The sequence below is a fragment of the Polaribacter sp. KT 15 genome, from assembly GCF_900143115.1.
Taxonomy (GTDB): Bacteria; Bacteroidota; Bacteroidia; order Flavobacteriales; family Flavobacteriaceae; genus Polaribacter; species Polaribacter marinaquae.
The window spans coordinates 929,675-942,786 of record NZ_LT670850.1 but is presented as its reverse complement, the minus strand read 5'-3'; the positions used below and the strand labels follow the sequence as shown (position 1 = coordinate 942,786).

Genomic DNA, 13,112 nt, shown 5'->3' with positions numbered 1-13,112 from the left:
TTCGATTCTATAATAAAGAGTTTTGTGTCATTTCTTCTGGTTGTGCTACACCCATTAATTCTAAAATTGTAGGTGCTACGTCTCCCAATATACCGCTTTTTATAGACTTTATCTCTTTATCAATTAAAACAAAAGGTACAGGGTTAGTAGTGTGCGCTGTGTGAGGTGAACCATCAGGGTTCATCATTGTTTCACAATTACCATGATCTGCAATTAATAAAATAGAATAATCATTTTCTAAACCAGTTTCTATAACTTCTTTTGCACAAGCATCTACAGCTTCACAAGCTTTTATTGCTGCTTCCATAATACCTGTATGGCCAACCATATCTCCGTTTGCAAAATTTAAGCAAACAAAATCTACTTCACCTTTTTCTAAATCTTCACACAAAGCATCTTTTAATTCATAAGCAGACATTTCTGGTTTTAAATCGTAAGTAGCTACTTTAGGTGAGTTTCTTAAAATTCTAGATTCACCTTCAAAAGGAGCTTCTTGGCCACCAGAAAAGAAAAAAGTTACGTGAGGATATTTTTCTGTTTCGGCAATTCTAATTTGCTTTTTACCAGCTTTTGATAAAACTTCACCCAATGTGTTTTTAATATTATCGTTATTATAAATTACATTTATTCCTTTAAAGTTTTCGTCATATAAAGTAATGGTTGTATAGTATAAGTCTAATTTTTTCATTCCGAATTCCGGAAAATCATTCTGCGACAGCGCATTTGTTAATTCTCTTCCTCGATCTGTTCTATAGTTAAAAAACAAGACAACATCTCCTTCTTTAATTTTTGCTTTCGGATTACCGTTGTTATCTGTAGCAATTATTGGTGTATGAAATTCATCTGTAATACCAGCCTCATAATTTGCATTCATTTCAGCAAGAACATTTGTTGTTTTTTTACCAATTCCGTTTACAACACCATCATAAGCTTCTTTTACGCGTTCCCATCTGTTGTCTCTATCCATAGCATAATAACGCCCAGTTACAGAAGCCAATTCTCCTGTACTTTCTTTCATGTATTCTTGAATATCATTTATAAAAAACGTACCAGATTTAGGATCACAATCTCTACCATCTGTAAATGCATGTAAGTAAACATTTTCTACTTGATTTTCTTTAGCGACATCTAAAATTCCTTTTAAATGATTAATATGTGCATGAATTCCTCCGTTAGAAACCAAACCAAGTAAATGCACGTCTTTATTATTTTCTTTTGCAAAGTTAAAAGTGTCTAAAAGCACTTTTTCTTTACCTAAAGTTTTTTCTTCTACAGCTTTGTTAATTCTAGCTAAATTTTGATATACAATTCTACCTGCACCCAAATTCATATGTCCAACTTCAGAATTACCCATTTGACCTTCTGGCAAACCAACATGCAAGCCGTCTGTTCTTAATTCTGCATGCGGATATTTGTCATACAAACTATTAATATAAGGTGTTTTTGCGTTGTATATTGCAGATACTTTTGGGTCTTGAGTTATTCCCCAACCATCTAAAATCATTAAGATTACTTTCTTGTCCATTTTTCTAAAATTATACAGTAAAAATAAGAAAGTTTTTTGTCTTCTTATTAAGTTTTTACGAAACCGATACCGTAAAACTACTAGTATTATTCTTGCTTTTTTTCAATTGTAATATTATTCAGATTAAAAAAAGAAATTTTCATGAAATAGAAATAAAGAATTACTATTTTAATCCGTAATTTTGTAAGAATAATTCAATAAATAGAAGAATATGCAGTTTCAATTGAATGATGTCACAAAAAAGTTACCAAAACACTTACATAAGTTTGTAGTTAAGCAGCCTTATGAAGAATATACAGCACAGAACCAAGCAGTTTGGCGCTATGTTATGAGAATTAATGTTGATTATTTAAGTAAAGTTGCACATAATTCTTACATAAAAGGTTTAGATAAAACAGGGATTTCTACAGAAGTTATACCACATATGGAAGGTATGAATCGTATTTTAAAAGATATTGGTTGGGCTGCAGTTTCTGTAGACGGATTTATTCCGCCAAATGCTTTTATGGAATTTCAGGCATACAATGTTTTGGTAATTGCATCAGACATGAGAACTATAAATCATATAGAATATACGCCTGCGCCAGATATTATTCATGAAGCAGCTGGTCATGCTCCAATTATTGCAAATCCAGAATATGCTGAGTATTTAAGAAGATTTGGAGAGATAGGATGTAAAGCAATTTCTTCTGCTAAAGATTATGAAATGTATGAAGCAATTCGTTTGTTGTCTATTTTGAAAGAAGATCCAAATTCTACAGAAAAAGAAATTACAGAAGCGCAAGAAAAAGTAGAGTATCTGCAAGAAAATATGGGTGAATTATCTGAAATGGCACAGATAAGAAACTTACACTGGTGGACTGTTGAGTACGGATTGATTGGATCTTTAGAAAATCCTAAAATTTATGGAGCTGGTTTACTTTCTTCTATAGGAGAAAGTGCATGGTGTATGAAAGAAGAAGTTGTTAAAAAACCATATTCTATAGAAGCTGCTAATATTAATTTTGATATTACAAAACCACAACCTCAACTTTTTGTAACTCCAGATTTTGCTCATTTAAGTTTAGTTTTAGAACAATTTGCCAATAAGATGGCAATTAGAAAAGGAGGTTTATCTGGTTTAAGAAAATTGATAGAATCTAAAAACCTTGGAACGATTGAGCTTAGTACGGGTATTCAAGTTTCTGGCGTTTTTACAAATGTTATTGCAGACGAAAATAACAAGCCAATTTATTTTCAAACAACAGGGCCAACTGCTTTGTCTAATAGAGATAAAGAGTTGATTGGTCATGGAATCGAAACGCATGCAGATGGTTTTGGTAGCCCAATAGGGAAATTAAAAGGAATTAATATTCCTATAGAAAATATGAGTCCTAGAGATTTAGAAGCTTACCAAATCTATGAAGGTAAAACAATTACTTTAGAGTTTGAAGGCGGTTTAAAAGTAATAGGAAATGTAATTACAGGTACCAGAGATTTAAAAGGAAAAATATTAATAATTTCTTTTGAAAACTGTACAGTTACCCATAATGATAAGGTTTTATTTCAACCAGAATGGGGTGTTTACGACATGGCTGTGGGTAAAGAAGTTGTATCGGCTTATGCTGGTGCAGCAGATATCAATTCTTTTGAAGATACAAGTGAAGTTTCTAAAACAAAAACACATAAAATTAAGTATTCTGATAATCAGAAAAGATTATATGGTTTATACGATAGTGTAAGAGAAATTAGAAATACAAAAAATGTAACAGAACAAAAAATTGAATCTATTTATAATGACCTTTTAAATAATTACAAAAATGATTGGTTATTGCTTTTAGAGCTATATGAATTAGCAAAAACATCTAAATTAGATATTCAAGAAAAGATTCTAAAATCTTTAGAGGTTTTAAAAAGTAATAATAGTTACACAAAATTGATAGAAAATGGTTTAGCTTTGTGTCATTAATCAAAATAACAACATAACATGGGCTTATTTAGCATGTTTAAAAGAAATGATATGAGTGCAGAAATTAAAGAATATTTACAAAACGATGCCGTAATTTTAGATGTTAGAACTGTAGAAGAATGGAATGAAGGACATATAGAGTCTTCTAAACACATTGTTTTAAATTTAATTCCGTTAGAAATAGAACAAATAAAATCATGGAACAAACCTGTAATTACAGTTTGTAGAAGTGGAGGTAGAAGTGGGCAAGCAGCTCAGTTTTTAGCTCAAAACGGAGTTGATGTTATAAATGGCGGACCTTGGCAAAATGTAGCAAAAGAGCTATAAAAATCTATTTACCAAACCCTTTTCTTCTACGCTTACGTAATTTCAAATAAATTATGTAAGTGTGTTTTATTTTTCTAATAATTGCAAAAATACCACCAAGCATTGCACCTACAAATGCTCCCATAGTTAAAGCATCTAAGTTTTGACCGGTAATTAAGCGTTTTAAAACGAAAGTAATAATACCTATTAGAATTAATACAAAAAAGACTTGTAATTTAGATTTAGATAAGTGTGCATAAATTCCGCCCAAACCACCAGTAATTATTGCTGTGGCGGTAATCTTAGTTAAAAATAATTCTATTAATTCGCTTGTAGTTGGTTGTATAATTGCAGAAACAAAAATACCAACCAGTGCACCAGAAATTAAACCTGTAATAATTTTTCTAATCATACTTTTAGTAATTATTTTACCTAAAATTTAAAGGTACAAAATATTAATGTACTAAATTAAGTTTCTTTTTTGTGCTTTTAAAACAGCTTCTACCTTGCTATGTACTTGTAGTTTCTTGTATATGTTTTCGATATGTTTTCTTACTGTTGCTGGAGAAATAATTAAATTGTCTGCTATTAAATTATAATTTAAACCTGTACTAAGTTGCACTAAAATTTCTATTTCTCTTTTAGATAATTTATAATTTTTGTTAGCGATATTTTTAGGTTCAGGTAAATTTGTATTTCTTAATAAATTTAATGTTTTTAGAGCTATACTTGGTGTCATTGGTGCGCCACCTTTAATCACTTCTACAATACTTTTGTGTAAGATTTCTGGGTTTGTTTCTTTTAACAAATAGCCGTTTGCACCCGATTTTATTGCTTTAAAAATATAATCATCATCATCTAAAACGGTTAGCATAATTATTTTTATCTGAGGATATTTGTTTTTAACCAATTCAGTTGCTTTTATACCATTCATTTCTGGCATTTGAATATCCATTAAAATAACATCTATGTTATGATTTTCTTCTAATTTATCAATTAATTCAGCACCATTTTTGGCATCAAATTTTACAGTAATATCATCAAAAAAAGATAGTTTTTCTTTAATTGCTTTTGTTAAAAAATAATTGTCTTCTGCAATACAGACCTTTAAACTCATAGTTTATTTTATTATCGATGTAAAATGTATTTAAATAACATGTTTCTTATAAATCATTTGGCGTGTTTTTTTGAATTAAAGCCTTAATTTCTGTACCAGAATTTAGTTTGGAAATAATTTTGATTTTTCCACCAATTTCGCTTATTCTTTTTTCCATGTTACTTAAACCACTGCCTAAATTTACTGTATTTACATCAAAACCAATTCCGTTATCGATTACAGAAATCTCAAAAGTATTTTGTTTTTTATCGAGTTTAATTTCAATTTTAGAGGCATTTGCATACTTTATTGCGTTGTTAAGGGCTTCTTGTATCACCCTAAATAAATTCATGCCTTCTAAAGAGGTAAAAGCTTCACTTTTATCGATGTTAAAATCTATAGAAAACTCTATGTTTTTTGTGGCGATTTTTGCTTTTTCTATAAAAGATAGAATTCTGGCATGCAGATCTTCCGCATTAATTTCACTTTTATTCATTGCCCAAATAGTATCTCTTAATTGATGAATTGTATCACCTGTAAAAGAACTAATAGTCGATAATTTGTCTTTTAGTTTTTGATTTGCATCTTTAGAAATGTATTTTAAATTATCTATAGATGATATAATAAATGTAAGTTGAGAGCCAATATTATCATGCAAATCTCTAGAAATACGCAAACGTTGTTCTTGTAATCTGTTTTGTGTTTTTATTTTAGATAATGCATCTTTTAAATCTATTTCTTTTTGTAATTGGTTCTTTTTTAATTGATTTCTTTTGTAAACAGCGTAAAAAATAATCGCTAAAATTATAAATGCAGATGCCAAAAGAATTGCATATAAGTTTCTGTTCTTTAGAGCTAATTCTTTTTCTAAAAGTTCTTCTTTTTGTTTTGCAATCTCTTTTTCTTTTTTAGCAGTTTCAAATTTAATTTGCAACTCATTAATTTTGTTTGTTTTGGAAACATTATTAATAGAGTCTTTCATTTGAGTGAATTCTCTAAAATATTTTAAAGAATTTCTATAATCATTTAAAGAATCGTAAGATTTGTGAAGTAACTTTAATGCATATTTTTTAAGAGGAAAGTAGTTGTTATTTCTCGAAATCGTTAGCCCTTTTTCGAAGTTTATTATTGCATTTTGAAATTCTTTTTTTTGATAATAGAAATCACCATAGTACAAATATGAATCTGTAATGCCATAAACATCGTTTCTTTTTTTTCTAATATTAAATGCTGAATCTAGATATTTTTTAGCTATTACATATTTGCTCTGTTTTAAATAAACATTAGCAATGTTTGAAAAAGCAAAAGGGATACCAATTTTATCTTTAATTAATTTTGCCAACTTTAAAGATTTTTTATGAAAATATAAAGCGCTATCTATTTCTTTACTTAATGTTTTTAAAGAACCATAATTATTATAACCTTCTACTAGATTTTTTGATTTAGGATTTTTTTCTTCTAAAGTTAAAATACCTATATTCATGTATTTTAAAGCTTTATTTAAGTCTATATACTTTAATCTCCAACCAAGTTCGATGTAAGAAAAAGCATAATTATCTACATCATTATTATCATCAAATATGTTTGCTGCTTTTATTGTGTTTTCGATAGATAAATCATAACTAGAGGTGTAGTGATATGCTAATGATTGTAATCTGTAAGATTTAGCAATTAAATTATTATTTTTAGTAGATAATGCTACATCTGTTGCTTTTTTTGATAGTTTTAAAAGTTTCTTAGGATTTAAAACAGCTTGTTCAAAGTTTAAATCAAACACCAATTTTAAAAAATTTTCATTTGAAATGTTATTTTTTAATTCTAAAATGCTGTCTATCTTTTGCTTTTGTTGGCAATGAATATTATTATGAGTTAACAATATTAGTATAAAGTAAAACTTTCGCATTTGTTTGCTATTTTAAAATTTCAGTAATAGTAAAATCAATATTTAATAATTTAACTCTAATTGTATTTAACTTAATTTGAGTATTGTTATTTAATTCAGTTAAAGAAGGTTTTACTTTTTTTAAATTTTCTGAAATTATTTTTTCTTTTTCAATTTCTAAAAATAAATAATTTAATTCACTTGTAGATAGGGTTTTAAGTTTTAATAATGTTTTGTGTAACATCAATACCAAAATAATTGTTAAGGTAATTATAACGAATAATAAGAGTTTTGTAATAATTATCATGTATTGGTTGTTTTTAGTTTAAAAAGGAGATGACTGCAGTTTTACAAACTACAGCCATCTGTAACCCTAAAATACAATTGTTTATATTTTATATGAGTTACGGGAGGGATCTCCTAATTATTTTATTTTACTAAAAAAAGCATTTAATTGTTTGTCCATAAAAGTATTACAGGCAATATAAAATCCATTTGCAAATGCATCTGAATCTACGGTAATCCATTTTGCGTTTTTAGAAAATCGATCTTCTTTTGCATCTAAATAGTTTGAGAAAGAGGTAAAAGAGGTTGGAGTAAAAGAGCCTTGTTTTTGATAAGCTACAATTTTTTCTTTTTTCATTACACCACTTATTTCTGCATCATCTTTTAAAGTGCCGTTAAATTGAGTTTGAGATCCTAAACCGGCTTTACCATAAGAGAAAGAGATCATTGAGTTTATTGGATAAGTATCAACAGCTCCTTTTATTTTTACAGAACCAAAAAGTTTACCTAAAGTAGATTTTTTCTTTTTTAATTTTTGTGGTACTGTAATCACATAATCGTTTACCAATCTTAAATTTGTTTTAATTTTAACTTTAGCTGCACGTCCTTTCATCCAATCATTACCAGATTCAGAAAACATTACATTTAAATTTACATCAGCAATTATTACATCACCTAATTCTTTAGATAGTTTTGCTTGTATACCCAAACCACCTAATCCTAAGGCGCCTTTTTTCTTGTAATAAAAAGCATAGTTTTCTGGTGCACAAGTTATAACACCTGGTATGTTTTCTTTCATGAAAGGTCCGGTTGCTTTATTCCATTTTTCTAAAGATTTTGCTTTACCAGCTACATCCGCAGAAATTATTTCATAACCTTCACTTTTTAAACGTTGCTTAAAGTTTTCGAAGAGTTTGTTTGTTTTTGCTTGCATTTTATTTGCATCTACACCACTTAAACCTACTGCAGCTTTTGCGGTTGCACTACTTGTATTGCCTCCAATTCTTCCTCCGTTTCCGCCAGCTTTAAAGTCTATGGCTTCTTTATAGATTTCAAAATTTACATTAAAAGAATTGATGTATACTTTTTTTTGAGCCTTTTTCATTTTACTCAATCCGTATTTTTTACTTGTAATTTTTAAGTTATCTAAAGTTTGAGCATTAAATGTGAAGCTTAGACATAATGCCATAGATAAAAGGATAATTTTTTTCATTTTATAGTATTTTAAAGTTACGCTACAAAACTCATTAAAAGGCTTAGGTTTTACAATACGGCAAATGACGTATTTCTAAAAATTTAATTTATAACAACCTTTGTATCAACTAATTTTAAAAATATTATTATGAAAGTAATTACTAAAAGTGTATTGATTTTTTCTGTGTTAATTTGTTTGTGCTCATGCGAAAGTTTGTTTGGTGACGGTGAAGATGAATTTTCTTGTGATAAGAATGCTACTGTTATATTAAATGGAGATGAAAAATGTGCATATGCAAAATCTTTAGTAAAAGCAGGTCGACTACAAATAGGATTTGGCTATTCCACAGGAGCAGTTGATTTATTAATTAATGAAGAAAATCTTAAAGAAAACGTTACGTATACATATGCCAAAGGAGAAGTAACTGTTTGGTTTAATAATTTAAATAAAGTAAAATCTGGCTTGTTTATGATTACCAAATTAGACGAAGAGAATAGAAAAATGTCTGGTCAGTTCGATTTTAATGCCGAAAGCAATAATAATAGTCAGGCTTTTGATTATGCAATTAGCGCAAGATTTACAGATGTAAGTTATTAAAATTTAAAAAAAAGGTAGGGTAAATTATAATTGAGTTGTTTTACTAATAGATAATAGAAATTATGTATTAGAATTTATAAATTTTTAAATTATGAAAACAATCAAATTAATAGCAACATTTACCGCTCTTTTTACAATCGGATTTTTAAATGCTCAAGAACAAAAAGAACAGCAATTAGAAAATAAAGAATTGTCTAAATCTGCTTATTATCAAAAAAGAGCGAAGGAGGATGCCAAATTCGAACAACAATATGAGGCTAAATCTAAAAAAGATGAAAAACAATTCTGGAAAGAACAAAAAGCCTACGAAAAAGAGTTAAAGAAAAAAGACAAAGAAGCGTATGATGCCTATATGCAAGGTAAAAGAGATGCTTATGCAGAACATTACAATCACTGTGATTCACATTGTCATCATGGTTATTATTACCACAATCATACAAGATATTATTACAGTTACGAGTATAGAAGTCAACCAAGACATAGAACACGAACAAGTGTAAGAGTTGGTGTGCCAAGAGTAAGAATTGGATTATTTTAATTAATTAAAAGCTTATCGAGCATAGTTTTCGGTAAGCTTTTTTAAAATTTAATAAAAGGAAGTTTTTTAGTTAACTGTGCTTTTTTTAAATGCAAGTTTTTTAAAAACTTTTGATGTTCTTCAGAAGCTCCATTAAAAGGTCTGTGTGCAATTCCTCGCTGAATTGTTTCAACATCTTTCATAATTGGTTTAGAATCTTCAGAAAACCAGGTTGCTGTAAATTTTTCCCAAATATAATTTATTGCCATATTATTCGGATGAATCATATCTTCACTATAAAAACGATAATCTCTCAATTCATCTACTACAATTTCATAGGAAGGGAAATAATACGAATTCATATAAGAATTTACGGTAGCATGAACCGCACTAATTAAATGCGCTTTACTTCTGTTGTTTTCTACAAAACCATCTTTTAAATGTCTAACCGGTGAAACTGTAAAAATAATGTTAGCATTTTTATTAATTGATTTTATTAGAGAAGTTATCTTTTTTAAAGTTGAGGTAATTTCATCAACAGAAAGTAAATCTTTAGAAAATTTTTTCTGCGGAATTTTATGACAATTTGCTACAATACAATCATTTTCTAAATAACGATATACCCAAGAAGTACCTAGTGTTACAAGAATATGAGATGCATTTTCTAAATAACTTTTAGTGCTTTTTAAAGCTAAATTTAAGTTGTCTAAAAGCGTTTTTTTATCCGAAGCACTTAAACTTGAGTGTGCATCAAAACAATGCCACCTTTCGTTGTTGTAAACCAATTCGTTTTCGGTGTAGAATTTACTGTTGATAGCTCTAGAAATTAAATTTTCTATTGCCTTCGGATGAAATAAAATTCCAAATGGATTTTGCTGTGTTTGAAACTTATAAAAAGCAAGTTTATTACCAATGTTTTCTGAAAAACAAGAACCAATTAAAAGTGCTTTAGAATGATAAGAAATAAGATTGTTATCTTCTCTTTTAATTGGTATTTGCGTCTGAAAAATCATTTATACTAAATAATCTTTTGCTTTGTCTAATGCTTTCGGTATTCCACCTGGGTTTTTACCACCAGCAGTTGCAAAAAAGTTTTGGCCACCACCGCCACCATGAATTAATTTACCTAATTCTCTAACAACCTTACCAGCATCGTAACCGCGTTCTTTTGCTAATTCTTTAGAAATGTAACAAGTTAACATCGCTTTGTCTTTTGAAGGAGCAGTTGCAAACAATAAAAATAAATTGTCTAGATCTTTACCTAAGCTAAAAGCTAAGTTTTTTATTCCGTTTGCATCTAAATCTACTTTTGTAGCTAAAAATTGCACTCCATTAATTTCTTGAAGATTGTTCTTAATTTCTCCTGATAAATTTTGCGCTTTTTCTTTTAATAGTTGCTCTATTTGTTTTTGTAGCGATGCATTATCTTCTTGTAATTTTAAAACTGCTTTTACGGGTTCTTTAGCGTTGTTAAGTAAGTCTTTAATTTCGAATAAAGTTTTGTTATTTTCAGAATAGAAATCTTTAACAGCATCATTAGTAATTGCTTCTATTCTTCTAATTCCAGAGGCAACAGCGCCTTCAGATTTAATTTTGAAATGCCATATGTCTCCGGTGTTTTGTACATGTGTACCACCACATAATTCTACAGATTTACCAAATTTAATAGCTCTAACAGTATCACCATATTTTTCTCCAAACAATGCCATTGCACCATCATCTAAAGCTTGTTGCATTGGTATATTCCTTTTTTCTACTAAAGGTAGTTTACCAGAAATACGCGCATTAACAAAATCTTCTACATCGCGTAATTCATCCGCAGTTAACTTAGAAAAGTGAGAAAAATCGAAACGTAAATATTTAGAATGCACAGCAGAACCTTTTTGCTCTACATGAGTTCCTAAAACTTCTCTTAAAGCTTGATGCAATAAATGTGTTGCTGTATGATTACATTCTGTTCTGTAGCGTTGTTTTTTATCTACAACAGCTTTAAAACTCTCGTTTAAATGCTTTGGTAAATTTTTGGTAAAATGTATAATTAAGTTGTTTTCTTTTTTAGTATCTAAAATATAAACAACATCACCGTGTGTATCTTCTAAATATCCTTTATCACCAACTTGTCCTCCGCCTTCAGGATAAAAAGGTGTTAAATTGAAGACTAATTGAAACATTTCGCCATCTTTTTTAGAGGTTACTTTTCTATACTTAGTTAGCTTTACATCAGCTTCTAAATAATCGTAACCAATAAATTCTTCTTCTTTGTCATCAATTAAAACTACCCAATCTTCTGTAGAGCTTTCGCTTGCAGCTCTAGATCTATTTTTTTGTTTCTGAAGTTCTTCTTTAAAACCGTTTTCATCTAAAGTATAGCCTTTTTCGGATAAAATTAAAGCAGTTAAATCAATAGGAAAACCAAAGGTATCATACAATTCGAATACTTTTTCACCAGAAATTTCTTTGGATTTAGAAGCATCAATAATTCCGTCTAATAAAAGCAATCCTTTGTCTAGAGTTTTTAAGAAAGAAGCTTCTTCTTCTCTAATTACATTTTCTATTAATTGTTTTTGGGCTTTAATTTCTGGAAAAGCTTCTCCCATTTTATTGCTTAAAACTTCTACAAGTCTATAAATAAAAGGATCTTTTTTATTTAAAAACGTAAATCCGTATCTAATAGCTCTTCTTAAAATTCGACGAATAACATAACCTGCACCTGTATTACTTGGTAGTTGGCCATCTGCTATTGAAAAAGCAACCGCTCTAACATGATCTGAAATTACACGAGTTGCAATGTCTTGTTTTTCGTTTTTTCCGTAAGTTGTATTTGTAATAGTCCCAATTTCGCTAATAATTGGTTTAAAAACATCTGTGTCGTAGTTAGATTGTACATTTTGCAAAACCATGCATAAACGTTCAAATCCCATACCTGTGTCTATATGTTTGTTTGGTAATTCTTCTAAAGTTCCGTTTGCTTTTCTATTGAACTGCATAAAAACTAAGTTCCATATTTCTACAACATGCGGATGATCTTCATTTATTAAAGTTCTACCATCAACTTTTGCTTTTTCTTCTGCAGAACGAATATCTACATGAATTTCAGAGCAAGGTCCACAAGGTCCTTGTTCTCCCATTTCCCAAAAGTTATCTTTTTTATTTCCTTTTAAAATTCTGTCTTCATCTATATATTGTTTCCAAATATCGTAGGCTTCGGTATCTAATTTTAAATTGTCTTTATCGTCAGAGCCTTCAAAAACGGTAACATATAAAATGTCTTTATCAATTTTATAAACTTCGGTTAATAATTCCCAAGCCCAAGCGATAGCTTCTTTCTTAAAATAATCTCCAAAAGACCAATTACCCAACATTTCAAATAATGTGTGATGATAGGTGTCGTAGCCAACTTCTTCTAAATCATTATGTTTACCAGAAACCCTTAAACATTTTTGCGAATCTGTAATTCTGGTACTTTTAGGCGAGCCATTGCCCAAGAAATACTCTTTAAAAGGTGCCATTCCAGAATTTACAAACATTAAAGTTGGGTCGTCTTTAGTTACCATGGGTGCAGACGGCACAATAAGGTGAGATTTATCTTTAAAAAAGTTTAAAAATGTAGCACGAATATCTTGAGATTTCATAAAGAAAGAAGTTTCTAGATTGGTTATTATATGTTAATATATCTATAAAACAACTGTTTTAAAAAGCAGTTGTAAAACATTTTGTAAATTAGCGAGTTCTTAAAAGTGAAATTTTAACTAAAATCAAAT

General features: G+C 29.1%; 12 protein-coding genes. 4 read left to right on the top strand and 8 right to left on the bottom strand.

The window, feature by feature from the left end; all coding sequences use genetic code 11:
• Window positions 1-7: 7 nt before the first annotated feature.
• Window positions 8-1,525, bottom strand: coding sequence for a 2,3-bisphosphoglycerate-independent phosphoglycerate mutase (gpmI, locus tag B5464_RS04430; RefSeq protein ID WP_079737370.1), 1,518 nt, complete (start codon window positions 1,523-1,525; stop codon window positions 8-10).
• A 211-nt stretch (window positions 1,526-1,736) separates the two neighbouring features.
• On the opposite strand from gpmI, the gene B5464_RS04425 reads away from it, so the two are divergent.
• Together B5464_RS04425 and B5464_RS04420 are read left to right on the top strand one after the other, a co-directional pair.
• Complete coding sequence (locus B5464_RS04425) at window positions 1,737-3,473, top strand: aromatic amino acid hydroxylase (protein WP_079737369.1); 1,737 nt, start codon at window positions 1,737-1,739, stop codon at window positions 3,471-3,473.
• Between the two features lie 51 nt (window positions 3,474-3,524).
• Window positions 3,525-3,800: a rhodanese-like domain-containing protein gene (locus B5464_RS04420; protein WP_079738967.1), complete on the top strand. Its 276-nt coding sequence runs from the start codon at window positions 3,525-3,527 to the stop codon at window positions 3,798-3,800.
• 4 nt (window positions 3,801-3,804) lie between these two features.
• Here the strand turns inward: B5464_RS04420 and B5464_RS04415 are convergent, their stop codons facing one another.
• The 5 genes from B5464_RS04415 to B5464_RS04395 all read right to left on the bottom strand — a co-directional run bounded on the left by B5464_RS04415 (window position 3,805) and on the right by B5464_RS04395 (window position 8,255).
• Complete coding sequence (locus tag B5464_RS04415) at window positions 3,805-4,191, bottom strand: hypothetical protein (RefSeq protein WP_079737368.1); 387 nt, start codon at window positions 4,189-4,191, stop codon at window positions 3,805-3,807.
• A 51-nt stretch (window positions 4,192-4,242) separates the two neighbouring features.
• Window positions 4,243-4,896, bottom strand: coding sequence for a response regulator transcription factor (locus B5464_RS04410; protein ID WP_079737367.1), 654 nt, complete (start codon window positions 4,894-4,896; stop codon window positions 4,243-4,245).
• A gap of 46 nt (window positions 4,897-4,942) precedes the next feature.
• A complete protein-coding gene (locus B5464_RS04405; RefSeq protein WP_079737366.1) occupies window positions 4,943-6,778 on the bottom strand; it encodes a sensor histidine kinase in 1,836 nt (611 codons plus the stop codon).
• A 7-nt stretch (window positions 6,779-6,785) separates the two neighbouring features.
• A complete protein-coding gene (locus tag B5464_RS04400) occupies window positions 6,786-7,064 on the bottom strand; it encodes a hypothetical protein (protein ID WP_154066933.1) in 279 nt (92 codons plus the stop codon).
• Between the two features lie 117 nt (window positions 7,065-7,181).
• Complete coding sequence (locus B5464_RS04395) at window positions 7,182-8,255, bottom strand: hypothetical protein (RefSeq protein WP_079737364.1); 1,074 nt, start codon at window positions 8,253-8,255, stop codon at window positions 7,182-7,184.
• A 129-nt stretch (window positions 8,256-8,384) separates the two neighbouring features.
• On the opposite strand from B5464_RS04395, the gene B5464_RS04390 reads away from it, so the two are divergent.
• A complete protein-coding gene (locus tag B5464_RS04390; protein WP_079737363.1) occupies window positions 8,385-8,834 on the top strand; it encodes a DUF6252 family protein in 450 nt (149 codons plus the stop codon).
• Between the two features lie 91 nt (window positions 8,835-8,925).
• The gene (locus tag B5464_RS04385; protein WP_079737362.1) at window positions 8,926-9,372 is read left to right on the top strand and encodes a hypothetical protein; all 447 of its coding nucleotides are present in this window, start codon (window positions 8,926-8,928) and stop codon (window positions 9,370-9,372) included.
• Window positions 9,373-9,413: 41 nt separating this feature from the next.
• On the opposite strand, the gene B5464_RS04380 is transcribed toward B5464_RS04385, so the two are convergent.
• Together B5464_RS04380 and alaS are read right to left on the bottom strand one after the other, a co-directional pair.
• The gene (locus tag B5464_RS04380; RefSeq protein WP_079737361.1) at window positions 9,414-10,364 is read right to left on the bottom strand and encodes a GSCFA domain-containing protein; all 951 of its coding nucleotides are present in this window, start codon (window positions 10,362-10,364) and stop codon (window positions 9,414-9,416) included.
• A complete protein-coding gene (alaS, locus tag B5464_RS04375; RefSeq protein ID WP_079737360.1) occupies window positions 10,365-12,983 on the bottom strand; it encodes an alanine--tRNA ligase in 2,619 nt (872 codons plus the stop codon).
• Window positions 12,984-13,112: the final 129 nt, after the last annotated feature.